The 24,055-nt window shown below is 72.4% G+C and carries 4 protein-coding genes; all 4 read left to right on the plus strand.

What is annotated here, in order from left to right; genetic code table 11:
* The first annotated feature begins 71 nt into the window (after positions 1–71).
* Positions 72–971, plus strand: a complete 900-nt coding sequence (locus K8625_RS38545; protein WP_223750318.1) for a LysR family transcriptional regulator — start codon at positions 72–74, stop codon at positions 969–971.
* Positions 972–1,457: 486 nt separating this feature from the next.
* Positions 1,458–13,595, plus strand: coding sequence for a type I polyketide synthase (locus K8625_RS38550; protein WP_223785513.1), 12,138 nt, complete (start codon positions 1,458–1,460; stop codon positions 13,593–13,595).
* Positions 13,592–17,647, plus strand: coding sequence for a non-ribosomal peptide synthetase (locus tag K8625_RS38555; protein ID WP_223785514.1), 4,056 nt, complete (start codon positions 13,592–13,594; stop codon positions 17,645–17,647). Before K8625_RS38550 ends, K8625_RS38555 begins: the two co-directional genes overlap by 4 nt.
* Positions 17,644–24,055 (plus strand): amino acid adenylation domain-containing protein (locus tag K8625_RS38560; protein WP_370642024.1); only part of this gene is annotated, 6,412 nt, incomplete at its 3' end. The genes K8625_RS38555 and K8625_RS38560, both read left to right, overlap by 4 nt.

Raw genomic sequence — 24,055 nt, forward strand, 5'->3', positions numbered from 1 at the left:
TCTCTACGGAGGGCGCCGCTGCGCGACAATCGGTGGCAATGCGCACGGGCTGTGCGAAAATCCGCACAGTGATGGATGAGTTCTCGGACCTGACGGCCTTCAGGGCGGTGGCGCGTGAGGGCGGATTTCGCGGCGCGGCGCGGGTGACGGGCAGCAGCGCCTCGCGGCTGGGGGACGCCGTCCGCCGGCTGGAGGCCCGGCTGGGGGTCCGGCTGCTCCACCGGACGACGCGGAGCGTGACGCTGACGGACGCGGGGGCGCGGCTGCTCGAGCGGCTGGAGCCCGCGCTGGGGGAGGTCCGCTCGGCGTTGGACGTGGTCAACGACTTCCGCGGCCGACCGGCGGGGCGGCTGCGGCTCAATGTCCCCATCGCGGCGGCGCGGCTGGTGTTGCCCCGCATCGTGCCGCCGTTCCTGGCGAAGTACCCCGACATCCGCATGGAGGTCATCGCGGAGGAGCGCCTGGTCGACGTGGTGGCCGAGGGCTATGACGCGGGCATCCGCTACGAGGAGCGGCTCGCGCAGGACATGGTGGCGGTGCCCATCGGTCCGCGTGTCCAGCGCTTCGCGGCCGCCGCCTCGCCCGCGTATCTCGCGCGGCGTGGGCGCCCCAGGCATCCGAAAGAGCTCCTGAACCATGACTGCCTGGGGGGCCGGTTCACGAAGGGGCCGCTGCACGCGTGGGAGTTCGAGCGCGACGGGGTGACGCTCAACGTCGAGCCGAAGGGCCCGCTCATCGTCGGCCTCGGGACGACGACGGACCTGGCGGTGGCCGCCGCCGTGGCGGGGACCGGCATCATCTACGACTTCGAGGACTGGCTTCGTCCCTACCTGGACCGGGGAGAGCTGGTCCCCGTGCTCGAGTCCTGGTGGCCGAGCTTCTCCGGGCCGGTCCTCTATTATCCCGGCCGTCACCACCTCCCGACGCCGCTGCGGGCGTTCATCGACTTCATCCGGTCGATGAAGACCTGAGCGTTCGCGGCGGGGCCAGGGCCCTCCCCGGGTCGAGGGCCTTCTCCTGACGGCCGTGACGGCCCCGGGCGTGAAGCCTCAACCGAGGATGGGGAGTCCACTCTCCCGCAAATCGTGCGCGAATGGCGTGTTTGACATTGATGTGACGCAGGCGGACGCAAAACCTGCGTTGAGAGTGTCTTTGTTCGGGTGCCTTTGCAGTGTGCATATTCTCAAAATCGGATTGTCCGGGAGTGCTCTCCACCCCCTGTCCGCGGGGCAGAAAATCATCTGGTATTGCGCGAGTTCCGGGCGTAGAGAGAGATCGCCCGAGCGGCGGAGTTATGGGTTGTTGTATGCGTTGCCGGGTGTATCGGTAGCAGGTCAATCGCTGATTCACATGGATGCGTGGGTGCATGCCTGGGGTCGGGCATGTATGTCTTTTGCGACGTCCAGGGTGTCTCCGGTCGTGGACGGAAGACCGCCTGGATGCCAGTGAGGCAGGGAATGGAAGAGCGGGTTGGCGACGTCGACGGGCTGCGGGCGTGGCTCGCGGTCGAGCTGTCCTCGTTGCTGGGGCGTGAGGCGAGCGAGGTGGGGCTCGCGACGCCGTTCTTCCAGATGGGCGTCGACTCGCTCGTCGCGCTCAAGTTGCTCTCCCGGCTGTCGGGGGTGCTGGGGCGGCCGCTGTCGCCCACGCTCATCTGGGAGCATCCGACACCCGCGGGGCTGGCGGCCCATCTGCTGGGACCCGAAGCGGCGTCGAAGCCCGGCTGGGACGTGCCCGGCCAGGAGCCCTCGGAGCCTGTCGCCATCGTCGGGCTGGCCTGTCGCTTCCCCTCCGCGCCGGATGCCGAGGGCTTCTGGCGGGTCCTCCAGGAGCGCGTCGACTGCGTGACGGACGTGCCCCCGGAGCGCTGGGCGGCCTCTGCCGGAGCCTGGGAGCGACCTGGGGCGTTCCTCGACACGGTCGACCGCTTCGACCCGGGCTTCTTCGGAATCTCGCCCCGGGAGGCGGGGCAGATGGACCCCCAGCAGCGCTTGATGCTGGAGCTGTCGTGGGAGGCGCTCGAGGACGCGGGCATCGCGCCCGGGACGCTGCGGGGCTCGCGCACCGGCGTCTTCACGGGGCTGGTCTGGCGCGACTACGCCGACCTCCAGACGCTCCAGGGGGCCTCCGCCTCCCTTCATACCTGCACCGGCCACGCCGGGAGCATCGTGGCGAACAGGGTCTCCTATACGTTCGGGTTCGAGGGCCCCAGTCTGGCCATCGACACCGCCTGTTCCTCGTCGCTGGTCGCCATCCTCGAGGCCTGTCGCAGCCTGCGCGCGGGCGAGTCGACCCTGGCGCTCGCGGGGGGCGTGCAGCTCAATCTCTCTCCCCGCACGCTCCAGGCCGTCTCTGCCTTCGGTGCGCTCGCGCCGGACGGGCGGTGCAAGACCTTCGATGCGCGGGCCAACGGCTACGGGCGCGGAGAGGGCGCGGGCGTCGTCGTCCTCAAGCCCCTGTCGCGCGCCCTGGCGGATGGGGACTCCATCTACTGCGTCATCCGTGGCGGCGCGGTGAACAACGACGGCGCCAGCAACGGGCTGACGGCTCCCAGCCCCAAGGCCCAGGAGCAGCTGCTGCGCGCCGCCTACGGCGCCTCGGGCGTGGATCCCGCGCGCGTGCAGTATGTCGAGCTGCACGGGACGGGAACGCCGCTGGGCGACCCGATAGAGGCCCGGGCCCTGGGCGCCGTGCTGGGCGGGGCGGCGCGCGCTTCCGGGCAGCCCCTTCGCGTGGGCTCGGTGAAGACCAACATCGGGCACCTGGAGGCGGCCGCGGGCGTCGCGGGCGTCATCAAGGTGGCGCTCTCCATCCGGAAGCGGCGGCTCCCGGCGAGCCTGCACTTCGAGCAGCCGAACCCGCACATCCCGTTCGATGCGCTGGGCCTGAGCATGCAGACGGCGCTCACGGCGTGGCCCAGGGACGACGAGCCCGCGCTGGCGGGCATCAGCTCCTTCGGCTTCGGGGGCACCAACTGTCACCTCGTCGTCGAGGAGCATCTGCCGGGGCCCCGGCGGGCCGTGGCGCCTCCCTCCGTCGTGGCCCGCCCGCCGCTCCCCGGAGGGCCGAGGAAGGTCGCGTTCCTCTTCGCGGGCGCCGGCTCGGCGTGGTGGGGCATGGGGCGGGAGCTGCTCGCGACGCAGCCCGTCTTCCGTGCGCGCTTCGAGGCGTGTGACGCCGTGTACCGGGGGCTCGGGGGCGACTCGCTCGTGGAGGCGTTGCTCGCGCCTCGCCACCGCTCGCGCTTCGAGCGGGGCGAGGTGCAGTTGCCAGTCGTCCTCGCGCTCCAGGTCTCGCTCGCGGCGACGTGGCGGGACTGGGGCGTCGAGCCGAGCGCCGTCATCGGCTACAGCGTGGGCGAGTGGGCCGCGGCGCACGTGGCGGGAATCCTCACGCTGGAGGAGGTCTTCGCGCTCGCGCGCCATTACATCCAGGTGCAGCGGAGCGTGACGGGCGGCGCGGGCATGGGCGTGGTGGGGCTCCCCGCGGCGGAGGTGGAGGCGCGCCTCGCCGGGGCGGGGAGGATTGCCATCGCCTCGGTGAACAGCCCCCGGTCCACGGGCATCGGCGGAGAGCCCTCGGCCCTCCAGGACTTCGCCTCGCGGCTGGTGGAGGAGGGGATTTTCGCGCGCACGGTGGAGATCGACTTCTACGCGCACATCCCCCAGGTGGCGCCGCTCGCGCCGCTCTTCCTGGGAGGCTGTCCGGCGCTGAGGCCGCTGCCGGGGCGCATCCCGATGGTCTCGACGGTGTCGGGCGCGTTCGTCGACGGCGTGTCGCTGGGACCCGGGTACTGGACCGACAACTTCCAGGCGCCCGTGCGGTTCGCCGACGCGGTGAAGACGCTGCTCGACTCCGGGCACGAGGTCTTCCTCGACGTCAACCCGCATCCCATCCACGCGCGCTCGGTGGAGGAGAACATCGCGGCCCACGCGGCGACGGCCACGGTGGTGCAGGGGCTGCAGCGCGGAGCGTCGGACCTGGATGGGCTTCATCGCGCGCTCGACGCGCTCGCCTCGGCGGGCCACGCGATTCGTTGGGAGCGGGTGTTGCCGGAGGCCCCCGTGCCTCCCACCGCCGACGGGGCCGCGGAGCTGTTCGTGCTCTCCGCGAGGACGGAGCCCGCGCTCCGGGAGCAGGCCCGTCGTGTCGCCGGGCAGCTTCGCGGCGCGCCCACGCCCTCGCTCGCGGACCTCTGCGCCACCGCGGGGCTCTGGCGTGACCACCATGCGCACCGGTTGACGTTGGTGGCCCGGACGCGGACGGCGCTGGCGGAGGAGCTCGAGGCGTTCGGCCAGGGGGCGCCTCCTCGGGCCTTCCAGTCCCAGGGGGTGGTCCGACAGGGCGAGGCGCCGCGCGTGGGCTTCGTGTTCTCGGGGCAGGGGGGCTTCCCGCTCGGGGAGAGCACCCGCCTGTTCGAGGAGGAGCCCTGCTTCCGGGAGATGTTCGAGCGCTGCGACCTGGCGTTCCGCGCGCGCACCGGGGCCTCGCTCGTCGAGGCGATGGAGGCCGCGCGGGAGGGGGCCGCTCCGCCGCGCACGGAGGTGGAGCAGCCGCTCCTGTTCGCCTTCCAGGTGTCGCTCGCCGCGCTGTGGGCGGCGTGGGGCATCCGTCCGGGCGCGGTGGTGGGGCACAGCATCGGAGAGGTCAGCGCGGCGCACCTCGCCGGCGCGCTGTCGCTCGAGGAGGCGATGGCCCTGGTCGTGAGCCGCAGCCGCTTGATGGGGAAGACGGCCGGACGCGGAGGCATGGCCACGGTGGCGACCTCGCTCGAGCGACTGTCGCCGCTGCTCGCGCCTCACGGTGACGCGCTGTCGGTCGCCGCGCTCAACGGTCCGGAGGACATCGTCGTCTCGGGAGAGCGCGCGTCGCTGGAGTCGCTGCGGGACAGCCTCCAGGCGCAGGGGATTCGCGTCCGGCTCCTGAACGTCGACCACGCGTTCCACAGCGCGCAGATGGACGCGCACCTGGCGGAGCTGGACGAATGCACGCGGGAGCTCGCGCCCAAGGCGCTGGTGACGCCGCTGTACTCCACGGTCCGGGGTGGGCGGGTCCTGGCCTCGGTGCTCGACGCGGACCACTGGCGCGCGAACATCCGGCAGCGGGTCCTGTTCGCGCCGGCCATCCAGGCGATGCTCGCCGACGGCTGCCGCGTCTTCGTCGAGGTCTCCCCGCATCCGGTGCTGTCGCAGCCGCTGGCGCGGACGCTCGAGGCCTCGGGGGTGGAGGGGACGTCGGCGCTGTTCTCCGCGCGCCGTGACCGGCCCCCTCGCGTCACGATGCTCGCCGCGTTGGGCGCGCTCCACACGTTGGGGCGCGAGCCCGCGTGGAAGGGCGTCTTCCCTCGTGGGGGCCGGCGGGTGGCGCTGCCGTCCTATGCGTGGCAGCGCGAGCGCTACTGGTTCGACGTCGCGCCCGGGGCCGCGCAAGACAGGGGGCATCCGCTGCTGGGGCGCGCGGTGGAGGCGCCCCTCGGCGAGATGCGCTTCGAGTCATCCCTTCGAGCGGACCGCGTGCGGCTGCTCGCCGACCACCGGCTCTACGGCACGGTGGTGGTCGCGGGCGCGAGCATGGTCGGCATGCTGCTGGAGGCGGCCCGTCGGCTCTGGGGGCCGGAGGGCTGTCGCGTCCAGGATGTGCTGTTCCTGAGTCCCATCGTGATGGAGGACGCCGAGGAGCGGGTCTTCCAGGTGTCCATCGCGGCCGGGGGTGACTTCCGGCTGTCGACCCGGCTCGCGAGCGATGACGCGGAGTCACCGCGCTGGACGCTGCATGCCACGGGGCGACTGGAGCGAAGCGGGGAGGTGCCCTCCGAGGCCGAGCCGCTCGCCGGGCTCGAGGCCCGCTTCGAGGCGCTCCCATCCATCGAGCGTTTCTATGAGGGCATCGACCGACAGGGCCTGGTGCTGGGGCGACAGTTCCGCTGGCTGGAGGCGGTCTCCCGGGGCGAGAGGGAGGCGCTGGGGCGGCTGCGTCTTCCGGACGAGGGGGATGGCGCGGAGGACTACCGGCTGCATCCGGGGCTCATCGACTCGTGCTTCCAGGTGCTGGGGGCGGTCTCGGGCTTCTCGTCCATCGAGGGGATGGCCTTCGTTCCCATCGGCATCGACCGGTTCGTGCTCCACGGGGCGCAACGTCCTCGGTTCTGTCATCTCGTGCTGCGCTCGGGGACGGGCGCGGTCGACGAAGCCTCGACGGTGGACCTGCGGTTGCTGGACGACGCGGGTGTCGTCGTGGCGGAGGTCCACGGCCTGACGATTCGCCGGGCGCCTCGGGACACGGTCCTGCGACGAGACACGGGGGCGGCGCCGCTGCACTTCCAGGTGGAGTGGCAGCCTCGGCCCGTGGCGGTGCTGCCCTCCGCGAGTGAGCCCGTCACCTGGTTCCTCCTCGCGGACCGCGGCGGTTTCGCGGAGGCGCTCGCCCGACAGCTCGAGCTTCGGGGTGCTCGCGTGGAGGTGCTCTCCTCCGACCTCGCACGTCCTGGTGCTCACGGCGACGCGGGTGCTTCAGATGACCACGGTCGCCCTGGTGCACGTGTGGAGGCGCGGTCCTCCGACAAGGGCGATGAGCGGCGCCTGCTCGAGCGTCTCGATGCGCTCGGCGAATCGGTGCGGGCCCGCGTCGGAGTCGTCGACCTGCGAGGGCTCGATACATCCTCGCCACTCGGCGGTGTCGAGCGTGGGGTCGGGCTCGGCGAATCGACGCGGGCCCGCGTCGGAGTCGTCGACCTGCGAGGGCTCGATACGTCCTCGCCACTCGGCGGTGTCGAGCGTGGGGTCGGGCTCGTGAAGCTGCTGGCGACCCATGGCGGTGGGATTCCACCGCGTCTGGTCCTGGTGACGCGAGGCGCGCAGGCGACCGGCGTGGAGGAGGGTGCCCTCGCCGTCGAGCAGTCGCCGCTCTGGGGCCTGGGCCACGTGGTGGCCCTCGAACACCCCGAGCTGCGGTGTGTGCGCATCGACCTGGACCCGTCCTCTCATGGAGAGGACGCGGCGCTGCTCGCCCAGGAACTCTCCTCGTCGAAGGATGAGGACCGCGTCGCCTTCCGCTCGGGTCGTCGCCTCGTGGCCCGGCTCGCACGCGCGCGGCTTCCGCGTGCGCCCCATCCACTGTCTCTCTCCGCCGACGCCACGTACCTCATCACCGGCGGCCTCGGGGGCCTGGGGCTCGAGGTGGCCCGGTGGATGGTGGACCGGGGCGCGCGTCACCTGGTCCTCATGGGCCGCCGTGCGCCGGAGCCGCTCGCGCAGGCACGCGTGGATGCGCTGCGGTCCGCTGGCGCGAACATCACCGTGCGACAGGCCGACGTGTCGTCGCGCGAGGAGGTCGCGCGGGTGTTGTCGGAGTGCCGCGCGGCGATGCCTCCGCTCCGGGGCGTGGTGCATGCCGCGGGTGTCCTCGACGATGGCCTCCTCGTACTCCAGGACGCGGCGCGGATGGCCGATGTCCTCGCGCCCAAGGTGCACGGGGCGCTCAACCTCCATCACGAGACCCTCGAGGCGCGCCTCGACTTCTTCGTCCTGTTCTCCTCCGTGAGCGCCGTCTTCGGGACCACGGGACAGGTCAGCTATGCCGCCGCCAATGCCTTCCTCGACGCCCTGGCCCATCACCGGCGCGCCAACGGTCTGACGGCCACGAGCATCAACTGGGGCCCCTGGGCCGAAGTGGGCATGGCCGCGCGGCTGTCCGCCGACGCCGGCAAGTCCTGGTCCGGTTTCGGAGTGGGGATGCTCGCCCCCGCCGCGGCCCTCGCGTCGCTGGAGGGCATCCTCGGCGCCGACCTCACGCAGACCGTGGTCGTGGCCGCCGGCGGGCGCGCGGTGCGGGAGGGGCTGCCTGCCTTCTTCGAGGTCCTCGCGCCTCGTCGCGCCGAGCCCACCCGCTCCGCGCCGCCCTCGACGGTGTTCGCGGGGGCCTCGCCTCGTGAGGCCCGCGCCCGACTGCTCGCGCTGCTCCAGTCGCAGGCCTCGGACGTCCTCGGGCTGTCGTCCTCGTCGCCCATCGACCCGCGTCGACCCCTCCAGGAGCTGGGGCTCGACTCCCTGATGGCGTTGCAGCTGCGCAACGCCTTGTCCACCGCGCTCGGTCGCTCCCTCCCCGTCACGTTGTTGTTCGACCACCCGAGCTTGGAGCAGCTGCTCGACTTCCTGGGGCGCGAGCTCCCCTCCGCCGACGCGGCGGCCTCGGAGCCGGCGCCTCGGGCCGTGAAGCCACGCAGGGCGGCCGTGGACGGCGCGGAGCCCATCGCCGTGGTGGGAATGTCCTGCCGGCTGCCCGGTGGGGTCCGGAGCCCGGAGGACTACTGGCGCCTGCTCGCCGACGGCGTGAACGCGGTGCGCGAGGTGCCCGCTTCGCGCTGGGCGCTCGACGACTGGTACGACGCGGACCCGGAGGTCCCCGGCAAGACGTACTCGCGACACGGCGGCTTCATCGACGACATCGACGCGTTCGACGCCTCGTTCTTCGGCATCTCCGGCGCGGAGGCCCGGTCGATGGACCCGCAGCAGCGCATGTTGCTGGAGCTGAGCTGGGAGGCGCTGGAGCGCGCGGGCATGGCGGTGGAGCGGCTCAAGGGGACCCCCACCGGGGTGTTCCTGGGCATCTGCCTGAGCGACTACGCGCTGCTGGAACTCAACGCCGCCGATGCTCGCGGCATCAACGCCTACTCGGGCTCCGGTGGCGTGCTGAGCGTGGCGGCCGGACGCATCGCGTATGCGCTGGGCCTGGAGGGCCCCACCTTCGCCGTCGACACCGCCTGCTCCTCGTCCCTGGTCGCCACGCACCTGGCCTGCCAGAGCCTGCGGGAGGGGGAGTGTGACGTCGCGCTCGTGGGCGGCTCGAACCTGCTGCTCTCGCCGCGCATGACGGTCTACTTCTCGAAGCTGAAGGCGCTGTCCCCGGACGGCGCCTGCAAGGCCTTCGACCGCTCCGCCAATGGCTATGTGCGAGGAGAGGGCGCGGGCGTGGTGGTCCTCAAGCGCTTGTCGGAAGCGCTCGCGGAGGGCGACCCCGTCCTCGCCGTCATCCGGGGGACGGCCGTCAACCAGGATGGCCGCTCGAATGGCCTCACGGCGCCGAGCAGGCCCGCCCAGGAGCGCGTCATCGAGAGCGCCCTGCGCCAGGGTGGCGTCGCCCCGCGCGACGTCGGCTACGTCGAGGCGCACGGCACCGGGACGTCTCTGGGTGACCCCATCGAGGTGCAGGCGCTCGCGGCGGTCCTCGGGCGTGGGCGTCCCGCCTCCTCGCCGCTGGGAATCGGCTCGGTCAAGACGAACCTGGGACACCTGGAGGGCGCGGCGGGAATCGCCAGCCTCATCAAGGCCATCCTCGCGCTTCGCCAGGGCGAGCTGCCGCGCAGCCTCCACTTCAAGGAGCCCAGCCCCCACATCCCCTGGGCCGAGCTGCCCGTCGAGGTGATCTCCGAGCACCGCGCGTGGCAGGTCCCGGATGGGGCGCGGCGCATCGCCGGGGTCAGCTCGTTCGGCTTCAGCGGGACCAATGCCCACGTGGTCCTCGAGGAGGCCCCGAAGCGTGAGCCTCGGGCAGAGGCCCCGGCGTCCGTGGAGCGTCCCGAATTGCTCGTCCTGTCGGCCCGCTCGGCGGAGTCCCTGCGCGAGGCCGCGGGGCGTCTGTCCGCGACGCTGACCGAAGGCGACGGCGCGGCGTGGCGCGACCTCTGTTACTCCACGAGCTGTCGTCGGAGTCACCACGAGCATCGGCTCGCCGTGGTGGCTCGTTCCCGAAGCAGTGCCGCGGAGGCGCTGGAGGCCTTCCTTCGTGGCCTGTCGCACCCGGACGTCACGTCCGGCTATGCCCTCCCCGGCGCGGCCCCCAGGGTCGTCTTCCTGTTCACCGGACAGGGAGGGCAGTGGTCCGGCGCGGGGCGCGCGCTCCTCGAGGAGGAGCCCGTCTTCCGCGAGGCCCTGCGGTCCGTGGACGCCGTGCTGATGAAGCTCGCGGGCTGGTCCGTCATCGAGGAGCTGCGACGCGAGCAGCCCCGCTTCGAGCTGGCCCACATCTCCCAGCCCGCGCACTTCGCGCTCCAGGCGGCGCTCGTGGCGCTCCTGCGCTCCTGGGGGCTGGAGCCCGACGCGGTCCTGGGGTCCAGCATCGGAGAGGTGGCGGCGGCCCACGCGGCCGGGGTCCTCTCGGTCGAGGACGCGATGCGCATCACCCTCGAGCGCAGCCGCATCCTCGCGGCCATCGCGGGGAGTGGCGCGATGAGCGCGGTGGAGCTCTCCGAGGCGGAGGCCGCCGAGGCCATCGCGGCGCATGGCACGCGGCTGTCCATCGCCGCGCTCAACAGTCCGACGTCGGTGCTCCTGTCCGGTGACGCGGGAGCGATGGAGGAGGTGCTCGGCGCGCTGGCGGCGCGCGGCGTCTCCTGTCGTCGGCTCGGCCTGGACTACGCCTCGCACAGCCACGCGGTGGAGCCCCACCTGGAGGCCCTGCGACAGGCGCTGGAGGGACTGGGCCCACGGCCCGAGGCGCTCCCCATCTTCTCCTCGGTCACCGGCCTGCGCGCGGAGGGGCGGGACTTCGACCGCGACTACTGGGCCCGCAACCTCCGGCAGCCCGTGCGCTTCGCCCCCGCCATCTCCGCGCTCGCGAGCGAAGGCCATTCGCTCTTCGTCGAGATTGGACCCAACGCGGTCCTGTCGCGTCCGGTGCAGCAGTGCTTCCAGCAGGCGGGCCGGAGCGCGACGGTGGTGTCCGCGCTGCGACGGGGAGAGGCCGAGCGCCACACCCTGCGCGCGCTGCTGGGCGGCCTGTTCGTCGCGGGCGTCTCGCCAGCCTGGGAGCGGCTCTTCCCCGAGGGCGGGGCGTTGGTGCCGCTGCCGTCCTATCCCTGGCGCAAGGAGCGCTACTGGGTCGCGAGCCCGGCTCCCGCCGCCTCGAGGCCCGCCTCCACGCAGGATGTGCTGCCCCTGCACGGGCGCCGCGTGCGCTCTCCGCTGGTGGAGACGCTGTTCGAGGTGGAGCTGTCGGTGGAGCGGATGCCGTTGCTCGGCGAGCACCTGCTCCACGGCGCGGTGGTGGTCGCGGGGGCCGGGCATGTCTCGATGGTGCTCTCCGCGCTCCAGTCGCTCCAGGGCACCGCGCCGATTCGTCTGGCCGACATCGTCTTCCCGCGCGCGCTCGTGGTGGAGGCGGGGCTCGTGCGTCCCGTCTCGGTGGTGGTGGGGGCGGAGCAGTTGGGACGCGCCTCCTTCCGCATCCAGAGTCAGGAGGCCGGGGGCGACTGGGTGCTCCACGCGGAGGGCAAGGTGCTGCGCTCCGGCGCGCCGCGAGTCGACGCGGCGGTGTCGCTGGAGCAGCTGCGCGCGCGATGTCCGACCCCCCTCGAGGTGCCGCGGGTCTACGAGACGATGGATGCCGAGGGGATCTCGCTCGGGCGGCGCTTCCGCTGGGTCGAGCAGTTGTGGCAGGGGGAGCGGGAGGCGTTGGGACGCATGCGCGCGCCGGAGCCCGAGGACCGGCAGCCGGCGACACCGTTGCACCCCGGGTTGATCGACTCCCTCTTCCATGTCCTGCGCGGCGTCCCGGGCGTCGTGCGCGATGACGGCGTGCCCCTGATTCCCGTGGGCATCGAAGGCGTGGTCTTCCTGTCGCCGCCTCGCGGCACGCTCTGGGCGCACGTCATGCCGCGGCCCGGGAGCGGCCAGGATGGTGAGACGCTGAGCGCCGACTTCCGCCTCTTCGGTGAGGACGGGGTGACGGTCGCGTGGGTGGAGGGGCTCGTCGTCCGGCGCGCCCCCCGCGAGGCCTTCACGAGGGAGCGCGTGCGTGCGCCCGGCCAGGACTTGTTCCAGGTCCGGTGGCGACCGGCGCCTCCCGTCACGGCTCCGACGCGGGAGACGGGACCCTGGCTGCTCCTGTCGGACCGTGGCGGTGTCTGCGCCGCGGTGGCGGACCGGCTGGGGGCGGAGGGCTCGCCGTGCCAGGTGATGGCGGCCCCTGAATCGACGGAGTCGGAGGCGTCGCTGCTGGGCCGATTGGAAGCGGCGCTCGGCGCGGGCCCCTGTCGCGGGGTGATGTACCTGGCGGCGCTCGATGTCGGCGCCCTGGAGCCCGGGAGCGAGGCGCGGGTCACCACCGAGGTCCTGGTCGGCGCGGTGCGGGTCCTCCAGGCCCTGACGCAGCTGAAGCGCCCGGTGCCCCCCCGGCTGTGGCTCGTCACGCGGGGCGCTCAGTCGACGGACGCGCGGCACGCGCTCTCGCTGGCCCAGGCGCCGCTCTGGGGGCTCGGGGCCACGCTGCGCCACGAGCACCCGGAAGTCCGCTGCACGCTCGTGGACCTGGACCCCGCGCCGGCCGCGGACACGGTGCATTCGCTGTGCACGGAGCTGCGGCTCCTGGATGGCGAGGACCGCGTCGCGTGGCGGGACGGCGCGCGGCTCGCCCAGCGACTCCAGTCCCTGGAGGTCATCCCGGAGCCCGGCCCCGTGCCGGTCGTCGCGGACGCGACGTACCTCATCACGGGGGGCCTGGGCGGGCTGGGGCTGCGGTGCGCGCGGTGGCTCGCGAAGGAGGGCGCGCGGCACCTGGCGCTCCTGGGGCGCAACGCGCCTTCCGAGGAGGCCCGCGTCGTGCTCCAGGCCCTCGCGGCGGAGGGCGTCTCGGTGCGTGTGCTCGCGGCGGACGTGGGCGAGCGGGAGTCCCTCGCGCGTGCGCTCTCGGAGCTGCGCGCGGACATGCCTCCGCTTCGGGGTGTCATCCACGCGGCGGGGCTGCTCGACGATGCGTTGCTGGCGAGCCAGGAGCGCGAGCGCATCGAGCGGGTCCTGCGGCCGAAGGTCGCGGGGGCGCTCCACCTGGACCAGCAGACGCGAGCGGACCCGCTCGACTTCTTCGTGATGTTCTCCTCCATCGCCGCGCTGCTCGGCGGGGTGGGGCAGGCGAACTACAGCGCCGCGAACGCCTTCCTGGATGCGCTGGCCGCCGAGCGGCGGGCGCGTGGACTGCCCGCGTGCTCGCTGGCGTGGGGCCCCTGGGCGGAGGTCGGACTCGCCGCGGCGCGCGCCGACCGGGGCGCCCGGCTGGAGGCCCTGGGTCTGGAGAGCCTCGCGCCGGACGAGGGCGTGGCCATCCTCGGCAGGCTCCTGCGAGGAACGACCGAGACGCACGTGGGCATCGCCCGCATCGACTGGGCGAAGTGGGGACAGGTCTATCCCTCGGCGGACCACGCCTCGCTCCTGACCGACTTCCTCCTCCGCGCGCGGCCCCGGGCCCCGGGCACGGCGGTGGCCGAGGGTCTTCCCGCGCTCCACGAGCTGGCCCGGATGACCCCCGAGGAGCGTCGGGCGCGTGTCGACGGCTCGCTGCGGCGCGAGGTGGTCTCGATGCTGGCCCTCCCTGGTGACCTGGCCGACGGCCGCCTGCCGCTGGTCCGCTTCGGCTTCGACTCGCTGATGGGCATGAAGCTCAAGGCGCGGCTGGAGCTGGCGCTGGGGGTCTCGGTGCCGGCCGTGAAGCTGTTGAGCGGCCTGAGCTTCGACGACCTCGTGGCGCTCGTCCTCGAGAGCCTCGACGCCGTGCCGCCTCCGCCGGAGGCGGCCCTGGATGACCCGATGGAGGAGTTCCAATTTTGAATGCCACCGAACTGATTGCCGAGCTGACGCGCCTGGGTGTGGAGCTCAAGGTCGACGGCGAGCACCTCCGGGTCCGCGCCGCGCGCAACGTCATCACGCCCGAGCTGCAGCAGCACATCGCCGCCCGGAAGGCGGAGGTGCTCGAGCTGCTCCGACGCCAGGGCGAGGCCCTCCGCTCCGAGCAGGAGCACGCGCCCTTCCCGCTGACCGAAATCCAGGAGGCCTATCTGGTCGGACGCGGCACCGACTTCGGCGTCGGCGGCATCTCCTGCCACCTGTACCACGAGCTCGACGGCCAGGCGCTGGACGTGGAGCGGCTGTCGCGCGCGTGGCGGCGCCTCATCGAGCGGCACGCCATGCTGCGCGCCGTGGTGCTCCCGTCGGGGGAGCAGCGCGTGCTGGAGCAGGTGCCGTCCTTCTCCATGCCCGTGCTGGACCTGCGTGGACAGGCGCGGGACGTCGTCGAGGCGAAGCTCGCCGGGATTCGCCAGGAGCTCTCCAACCGCTCCGTGCCGCTGGGGCAGTGGCCCACCTTCGAGCTGCGCGCGACGCTGCTCGATGGGAACCGCACGCGCATCCACCTGGACATCGACGCCATCACGATGGACGCCGCCGCCGTGCTCGCGCTCCTCGAGGAGTGGCGCGAGCTGTACGTGACGCCGGAGAAGGTGCTGGAGCCGGTCCCGGTGTCCTTCCGGGAGCACGTGCTCGCGGAGCTCGCCGCCCGCGATACGACGGCCTACCGGAGCGCCGAGGCCTACTGGCGCGCGCGCCTGGATGACCTGCCGGAAGCCCCGGTGCTGCCCCTGGCCACGCCTCCCGAGCAGCTGGTGCGCCCCGCGTTCCGGCGGCTGGGCGGGAGCCTGGACGCGAGGCGATGGGAGCGGCTGAAGGAGCGGTCCGCGCAAGCCGGGCTGACCCGCTCCGGCGTGGTCTGCGCCGCGTTCGCGGAGGTGCTCGCCGCATGGAGCGAGAGCGCCCGCTTCTGCCTCAACCTCACGCTCTTCAGGCGCCTGCCCATCCACCCGGCCATCGACCAGGTGGTCGGTGACTTCACGACGAACGTGCTGCTCGAGGTCGACGGGCGCGGCACGTCGTTCACCCAGCGCGCGGTCCAGCTCCGCGAGCAGCTGGCCCGGGACCTCGAGCACCTGCTCTTCAGCGGCATGCGGGTGATGCGCGAGCGCGCGAGGCGGCGCGAAGGTGCCGCGGGAGCACTCATGCCCATCGTCTTCACGAGCCTGCTGGGACACAGGCCCGGTGGCGCGGGCGCGGGCTCTCCCTTCGGGTGGCTGGGCGAGACGGTCCACGGCATCACCCAGACGCCGCAGGTGTGGCTCGACCACCAGGTCCGGGAGGAGGACGGGGCGCTGCGCTACTCCTGGGACAGCCCGGAGGGGCTCTTCCCCGCGGGCATGCTCGAGGACGCCTTCGCGGCCTACGAGTCCCTGCTCGGTCGGCTCGCGGAGGAGGACGCCGTCTGGGCGGCGCGCTCCCCGGTGCGACTGCCGGCCGCGCAGGCCGCGCGCCGTGAGGCGTTCAACGCCACCGCGTCGCCCATCCCCGAGGCGCGCCTGGAGGCGCTCTTCCTGGCCCAGGCACGACGCGCCCCCTCGCACGCCGCGGTGGTGAGCGCGGAGCGGACGCTGAGCTACGCGGAGCTCCGTGGACACGCGGGCGCGCTGGCGACCCGACTGGTCGAGCTGGATGCGCGGCCCGATGGATTGGTCGCGGTCATCCTGGAGAAGGGCTGGAGGCAGGTGGTCGCGGTGACGGCCATCCCACTGGCCGGGGCGGCCTATCTCCCCATCGACCCCGCGCTGCCGGACGAGCGCCGCCGGCTCCTCCTTCAGGAGGGGAGGGTGCAGGTCGTGGTGACGGAGCCGGGGCTGGCGGAGCGGTTCGCGTGGCCGGAGGGCGTCCGGGTGGTGTGCATCCCGGACAGCGCGACCGGGGAGCCGCCGCACGCGCCGGCACGTTCGCCGGCGGACCTGGCGTATTGCATCTACACCTCGGGTTCGACGGGGCGCCCCAAGGGGGTGATGGTCGAGCACCGCGCCGCGGCGAACACGCTCCAGGACATCAACACCCGCTTCGGGGTCGGCCCGGAGGACCGGGTCTTCGGCCTGTCGTCGCTGGGCTTCGACCTGTCGGTCTACGACATCTTCGGGAGCCTGGCGGCGGGCGCGACGCTCGTGCTGCCCGAGCCCGACGCGACATGGGAGCCCGCGAGCTGGCTGCGGTGGCTGCGCGAGGCGCGCGTGACGGTGTGGAACTCCGTCCCGACGCTGATGGAGATGCTGGTGGACCTGGTGGAGACGCGCGGTGAGCGCCTCCCGGAGTCCCTGCGCCTGGTGTTGATGAGCGGTGACTGGATTCCCGTCACGCTGCCGGACCGCATCCGCCGCTTGTCCCGCGACATCCAGGTCATCAGCCTGGGCGGGGCGACCGAGGGCGCGGTCTGGTCCATCCTGCACCCCATCACCCAGGTCGAGCCCGGGGCGCGCAGCATCCCCTACGGCCGGCCGATGCTGAACCAGCGCTTCCATGTGCTCGACGAGGCGCTGGCGCCGCGGCCGGAGCACGTGCCGGGCGACCTCTTCATCGGAGGCGCCGGCCTGGCCCGGGGCTACTTCGGCGACGAGGAGCTGTCGCGCGCGCGCTTCTTCACGCACCCAGGCACCGGCGAGCGCCTCTACCGCACGGGCGACCTGGGCCGCTTCCTGCCCGGTGGATACATCGAGTTCCTGGGCCGCAAGGACTTCCAGGTCAAGGTCGCCGGTCACCGCATCGAGCTGGGCGAAATCGAGGCCGCGCTCTGCCGCCATCCCGCCATCCGCGAGGCCGTCGTCGCCGCGCCCGGGGAGCGCACGCAGCGCAAGCTGGTGGGCTACGTCGTCCCCATGGAGGGGCAGCCCGCGCCCACGGACGACGCGCTGCGGGAGTTCCTGGGCAGGACGCTGCCGCACTACATGGTGCCGGGCGTCTTCATGCGGCTGCGGGCGCTGCCGCAATCGGCGAACGGCAAGGTCGACCGCAAGGCCCTGCCCACGCCGGTGGAGGAGCCCGTCCACGGCTCACTGCCCCTGGAGGCGCGGGGCGGGGAGGTCTTCACGCGAATCACCCGCCTCGTCGCCGAGGTCCTCAAGCGCCCCAGCGTCGAGCCGGAGGCGTCGTTGCTCCAGCTCGGCGCCACGTCGGTGGAGCTCATCAAGCTCGCGACGATGTTGGAGCAGGCCTTCGGGAGCCGGCCCCGGATGTCGGAGTTCCTCACGCTGCGGAACACCGCGGACATCGTCGCCTACTACACCCGGCACCCGCCGGCGGAGGCCCCACCCGCGAGCGCGAAGGTGGAGGAGGGGTTGCTGCTGGACCCCGAGCAACGCGAGGCCTGGAAGCGCGCGCGCCACGGCGTCCGCACCTTCGACACGGGGACGCCCGTGGTCCCGATGGCCGGGCTCTCCGAGGGCGAGGCGCGGCGCCGTCATCTGGAGCGCTCCAGCCACCGGACCTTCTCGTCCGAGCCCGTGGAGGCCCAGGCGCTGGGTCGCCTGCTGTCGTGTCTGCGCTCGCTCGAGGTCGGAGGGCGCTTCAAGTACCAGTACGGCTCGGCGGGGAGCGCGTACGGCGTCCAGCTGTACCTCCACGTGAGCGCTGGACGGGTTCGGGGGCTCGAGGCGGGCGCGTACTACCACGAGCCGGCGCGCCACGCGCTGGTGCGGCTCTCGGCGGTGGACGCGCTCGACGCCAGCCTCCACGCGCCCACCAACCGGTCCATGTTCGCCAGCTCCGCGTTCTCGCTCTTCCTGGTGTGTGACAGGCGCGCCATCGCGCCGCTCTACGGCGAGAAGTGGCGGGACTTCGCGCTGCTCGAGGCGGGGCTCATCTCGCAGCTGCTGGAGCTGCGCGCCGCGGAGCAGCAGCTGGGGCTCTGCCAGGTGGGGGAGCTGCGCTTCGACGACCTCCGCGCCGCGTTCCGGTTGGAGGAGCCGCACGTGTACCTGCACAGCCTGGTGGGCGGCGCCATCGCTTGGGAAGAGGGGGCGTTGTGAAGACGGCCGAGTTCATCGTCGAGCTTCAGCGGCAGGGCATCGAGCTGTGGGTGGAGGGCGAGGCGCTGCGGTTCCGCGCGCCTCCGGGCCACGTCACGGACGAGGTGCGCGCGGCGCTGCGTGAGCGCAAGCACCAGCTCGTGGAGCACCTGAGCGCCACCTCCCGCGTGGCGGAGGTCCAGGCCGCGGTCGTCCCACCACCGGAGGACGCGCGCTTCTCGCCGTTCCCCCTCACCGACATCCAGAACGCCTACTGGGTGGGGCGGCAGGACGCGTTCGACGCGGGCGGCGTCGCGGCGCACAGCTACCTGGAGCTCGCGTTCGACGCGCTGGACCCCGCCCGCCTCGAGCGGGTGCTCCAGCGGCTCATCGCGCACCACGACATGCTGCGCATGGTGGTGCTGCCCACGGGCGAGCAGGTGGTCCTGGCCTCCGTGCCGCCGTTCCGCGTCACGACGTACGACCTCCGCGCGGCCTCGGCCGGGAGCGTCGACGCGCACCTCGCGGCGATTCGCGCGGAGCTCTCCCATCAGGTGCTGCCGGCCGACCGCTTCCCGCTCTTCGAGGTCCGCGCCTCCCAGCTCCCGGGGGGACAGGTCCACGTGCACATCAGCCTGGACCTGCTCGTGGCGGACGCCTTCAGCGTGCAGCTGCTCATCGAGCAGTGCGTGGTGCTGTACCAGGACCTGGAGGCGCCGCTCGCGCCGCTGAAGCACACCTTCCGCGAGTACTTCGCCGCCGCCGCGCGACGCCGCGAGCAGGGGGCCCAGGCCTATCAGCGCGCGCTCGAGTACTGGCGCGGCCGGCTGGCGACGCTGCCCGGTCCGCCCGAGCTGCCGCTCGCCGCCGACCCGGGCACCCGGGGGCCTCGTCGCTTCTCCCGTCGCAAGGGCGGCCTGGAGCCCGCCGCGTGGAAGACCTTCCGCGAGCGCGCCGCCGCGGCGGGGGTGACGGCGTCCATGGCGCTGGCCGCGGCCTATGGCGAGGTGCTGCGCGCCCACGGCCGCGGCCAGCGGCTGACGCTCAACCTGACGCTCTTCAACCGGCTGCCGTTGCTCGAGGACGTGGAGCGCATCGTCGGCGACTTCACCTCGGGCATCCTGCTGGAGGTGGACGGCTCCCAGCCCGAGTCCTTCGCCCAGCGCGCCCGGCGACTGCAGGGGCAGCTCTTCGACGACCTGGAGCACTCCATCGTGTCGAGCGTGCAGGTCCTGCGCGAGGCGGCCCGGCTCGGCCGTCTGGACACGGGGATGGGCATGCCCTTCGTGTTCACGAGCCTGCTGTCGGAGACGGGGCGCTCGCTGCGGATGGGCGAGGGCGTGCGAATCGTGGAGGTCGTCAGCCAGACGCCGCAGGTGTGGCTGGACCACCAGGTCTTCGAGCTCAACGACGCGCTGTACTTCAGCTGGGACTCCGTCGACGCGCAGTTCCCCCAGGGGTTGATGGACGCGCTCTTCGGGGCCTATGTCCGGCTCCTGCGCCGGCTGGTCGAGGACCCGTCCGCCTGGGAGGCCCCCGCGCGGCAGCCGCTCCCGGCCGAGCAGCTCGCGCGACGGGAGGCCTACAACGCCACGGGGCGGCCCGTCCCGTCGGAGCGGATGGAGACGCTCTTCCTGCGTCAGGCGGCCACGCGGCCCCAGGCACCCGCCCTCATCGCGGGCGACAAGGTGCTCACCTACGGAGCGCTGGAGCGGCGCTCGGCGCGGCTCGCGTCGTGGCTCGTCGCCCGGGGCGCGCGGCCGGAGCGCCTGGTGGCCATCGTCGCGGAGAAGGGCCCGGAGCAGGTGCTCTCCGCGCTCGCCATCCTGCGCGCGGGCGCGGCCTATCTGCCGTTGGACCCGAGCCTGCCCACCGAGCGGCTCCACGAGCTGTTGCGGGACGCGCGCGTCGACCTCGTGCTCACGCAGGCGCACCTCGACGCGTCGCTCACCTGGCCCGAGGGGCCCCGGCGGCTCGCGGTGGACCTGGACGGCGCGCTCGATGTCGGGGACGCGGAGCCTCCCGCCGTGCAAGGCAATGGCCTCGCGTATGTCATCTACACCTCGGGTTCGACGGGGCGGCCCAAGGGGGTGATGATCGACCACCAGGGCGCGGTGAACACCCTGGTCGACATCAACGCGCGCTTCGGGGTGGGGCCCGAGGACCGGGTATTCGCGCTCTCGTCGCTCAGCTTCGACCTCTCGGTCTACGACGTCTTCGGGACGCTCGCGGCGGGGGCGGCCATCGTGATGCCGGCGCCCGGCACGCTGCGCGACCCGAGCCACTGGCTGTCGGTCCTCACCCAGGGCCGGGTGACGGTGTGGAACTCGGTTCCGGCGCTGATGGAGATGCTCATCGAGTTCGTCGAGGGCGCGGGGCAGCGCCTGCCGGACTCGCTGCGCCTGGTGATGATGAGCGGTGACTGGATTCCCGTCACGTTGCCCGAGCGCATCCGGAGCCAGCGCGCGGGCATCGAGCTGGTGAGCCTGGGCGGCGCGACGGAGGCGTCCATCTGGTCCATCCTGTATCGGATTGGCGAGGTCGATCGCGCGTGGCGGAGCATCCCCTACGGCCACCCGATGGTGAACCAGCGCTTCCACGTGCTGGACGACGCGCTCGAGCCCTGCCCCGAGTGGGTGGCGGGGCAGCTCTACATCGGCGGGGTGGGACTGGCGCTGGGCTACTACGGCGACGCGGAGCGCACCGCCGCCCGCTTCATCGTCCACCCGCGAACCGGTGAGCGCCTCTACGCCACCGGTGACTTGGGGCGCTTCCTGCCGGACGGGAACATCGAGTTCCTCGGCCGCGAGGACTTCCAGGTCAAGATCCAGGGGCACCGCATCGAGCTGGGCGAAATCGAGGCCGCGCTCGATACCCACCCGGCCGTGAGAGGGGCCGTGGTCAAGGCGCTCGGCAAGCCGGGGGGGCCGAGGCGTCTGGTGGCCTATGTCGTCCCGGACGCCACGATTCCGACCCACGTCCTCGAGAAGGAGCCCTCGGACGCGACGCTGGACGAGGCGCATGAGCCGGAGCCTCGACTGGGCGTCATCTCCGACCCCATCGCGCGCCTCGAGTTCAAGCTGAAGGGGCCTGGGCTGCGGACGGATGTCGGCGCCCGTGAGTCCATCGCGCTCGCGAAGCCGGTCCTCGACGCCGCGCGGCTCCAGGCCGTCGTCGACCGGCGCAGTCACAAGTCCTTCCGCTCGAGCCCCGTCTCCGTCGGACAGCTCGCCGAGTTGTTGAGCTGCCTGATGCAGGTCCAGCTCGAGGACTCGCTGCTCCCCAAGTACCGCTACGCGTCGGCGGGAGGGCTCTATCCGGTGCAGGTCTACCTGCACGTCAAGGCCGGGCGGGTCCAGGGGCTCGCGGGCGGGACGTACTACTACCATCCGAAGCAGCACGCGTTGGTGCTGCTCTCGCCGGACGTGGTCATGAGCCGCGCCCAGCACGCGCCGGGAAACCGGGCCACCTTCGACGACGCGGCGTTGTCCGTGTTCCTCGTCGGGCAGCTCGACGCCATCCAGCCGCTGTACGGAGACCTCGCGCGGGACTTCTGTCTGCTCGAGGCGGGCTACATCGCCCAGCTCCTGATGGGCTCGGCGGTGGGAGGCGAGCTGGGCCTGTGTCCGATTGGTGGCCTGGACTTCGAGCCGCTGCGCCAGCAGCTCGCGCTGGACGCGGGGCATGTCCTCCTGCACAGCTTCCTGGTCGGGGGCGTCGGCGCCTCGGTGAAGAAGGCCACGCCCGCGACGCGCTCGGCCCCGGCGACCTCGCTCCCCGAGGAGCTGCGGCGTCACCTGGTCGCCCGGCTCCCGGACTACATGGTCCCCACGTCCTTCGTGCTGATGGACGCGCTGCCGCTGACGTCCAACGGCAAGGTGGACCGCGACGCCCTGCGTGAGCCGAGCGACAGCGCGCAGGTGGCGCTGCCCGCGTCCCGTGCGCCGCGCACGGAGGTGGAGCGCTCCCTGGCCACCATCCTCCAGGAGGTGCTCCACCTGGACGAGGTGGACATCCACCGCAACTTCTTCGACCTGGGGGGCACGTCGGTGCAGATCGTCCAGGTCCACCGGCGGCTGCGAGAGCGGCTCCACGTGGACCTGCCCATCGCGCAGATGTTCCGGTTCACCACCGTCAGCGCGCTGGCGGAGTACGTGTCGACGCGGGGCACCGAGGCGCGACGCGAGCCTGTCCGTGAGGCGCCGCGTCCGAAGGCCGTGCCCGTGCCGAGCGCGCGTCCGGACCCCGCGCTGGAGTCGGCCATCGCCATCGTCGGGATGTCGGGCCGGTTCCCCGGCGCGAGGAACCTGGCGGAGTTCTGGCGGAACCTGTGTGACGGGGTCGAGTCGGTCTCGTTCTTCACGGAGGAGGAGCTGCGCGGCTCGGTGCTGGAGCCCTCTCACCTGGAGGACCCTCGCTACGTCCGGGCCGGCGCGGTGCTCGACGACGTGGAGCTCTTCGACGCCGAGCACTTCGGGTTGATGCCGAAGCAGGCCCGGCTCACGGACCCTCAGCACCGCATCTTCATGGAGTGTGTGTGGGAGGCCATCGAGGACGCGGGCTATGACCCGAAGCGCCTCCAGTCGCTGGTGGGCGTCTATGCCGGCTCCATCATCAGCAACTACCTCCTGTTCCACCTCGGCTCGTCGGTGGGGCGAGAGGGCGCGGTTCGAGACCTGCAGACGCTGATTGGAAACGACAAGGACTACCTGGCGACGCATGTCTCGTATCGGCTCGGCCTGAAGGGGCCGAGCATCAGCGTCCAGACGGCGTGCTCCTCGTCGCTGGTGGCCGTCCACCTGGCGAGCCAGGCGCTGCGCAACCGCGAGTGCGACATGGCGCTCGCCGGTGGCGTGGCCGTGCGGTTGCCGCAGCGCTCCGGCTATCTCTACGAGCAGGGCGGCATCCTGTCCCCGGATGGTCACTGCCGTGCGTTCGACGCGGACGCCCAGGGCACCCTCTTCGGGAGCGGCGCGGGTGTGGTGGTGCTCAAGCGCCTGGCCGACGCGCTGGCGGACGGCGATTGCATCCGCGCCGTCATCCGCGGCTCGGCGGTCAACAACGACGGCTCGGTGAAGATTGGCTACACGGCGCCGAGCCAGGAGGGGCAGGCCGCGGTCATCTCCTCCGCGCTGACAGCCGCGGGTGTGAGCCCCCGCAGCATCGGCTACATCGAGACGCACGGGACGGGCACGCCGCTGGGCGACCAGATCGAGTTCGCCGCGCTCCAGCAGGCCTTCGGTGCCGACGCCGACGCGGTGGGCGTCTGTCCCATCGGCTCGGTGAAGACCAACGTGGGGCACCTGGAGGTCGCGGCGGGCATCGCCGGGCTCATCAAGACGGTGCTGTCGCTGCAGCACCGTCGCCTTCCTCCCAGCCTGAACTTCAAGGCGCCTCACCCGCAGCTCGACTTCGCGCACAGCCCCTTCTTCGTGAACACGCGGCTCTCGGAGTGGCGCGCCGCCTCGACGCCGCGCCGTGCCGGAGTGAGCTCGTTCGGCATCGGCGGGACGAACGCGCACGTGGTGCTGGAAGAGGCGCCGGAGGTGGAGAGGAAGGGTGTGGCGGAGAGGCCGAGGCACGTGCTGGCGCTGTCAGCGAGGAGCGAGAAGGCGCTGAGGGAGTTGGCGGGCCGGTACGCGAAGGGGCTGGGAGAAGAGGTGGGGGACGCGTGCTTCACGGCGAACACGGGGCGAGGACGCTTCGCGCACCGGGTGGCGGTGGTGGGGAGGACGGGAGAGGAGCTGAGGGAGGAGCTGGCGAGGTACGCGAGTGGTGGCGGGGTGGAGAAGGGAGCGGAGGGACAGGCGAGGAAGGCGGAGGAGGTGGTGCTGCTCTTCACGGGGCAGGGAGTGCAGCACGAGGGGATGGGGAGGGAGCTGTACGAGACGAGCGAGACGTTTCGCGGGGTGATGAAGCGGTGCGAGGAGGTGGTGAAGGGGGAGTTGGGGGAGTCGCTGGTGGAGGTGTTGTACGGAGGGAAGGGGGCGCTGCTGGAGAGGAGCAGCGTGTCGCAGGCGGCGCTGTTCAGCGTGGAGTACGCGCTGTCGGAGGTGTGGAGGGAGTGGGGAGTGAAGCCGGCGGCGGTGATGGGGCACAGCCTGGGTGAGTACGTGGCTGCGTGCGTGGCGGGGGTGTTCAGCCTGGAGGAGGGGCTGAAGCTGGTGATGGAGAGAGGGAGGTTGATGGAGGGGTTGGAGGGTGAAGGGAAGATGGTGGCGGTGCTGGCGAGCGAGGAGGAGGTGAAGGGGGAAGGAGGAGGGAGGCTGATTGCGGCGGTGAATGGGCCCGGGGAGGTGGTGCTGGCGGGGCGAGTGAAGGAGGTGGAGGAGGTGGAGGGGAGGCTGAAGGCGAGGGGGAAGGAGTGCCGAGTGTTGAAGACGACGCACGCGTTCCACTCGGAGCTGATGGAGCCGATGAAGGAGGGGT

Origin of the sequence: Myxococcus sp. AS-1-15, from assembly GCF_020037055.1 — a bacterium.
GTDB classification, from domain to species: Bacteria; Myxococcota; Myxococcia; order Myxococcales; family Myxococcaceae; genus Myxococcus; species Myxococcus fulvus.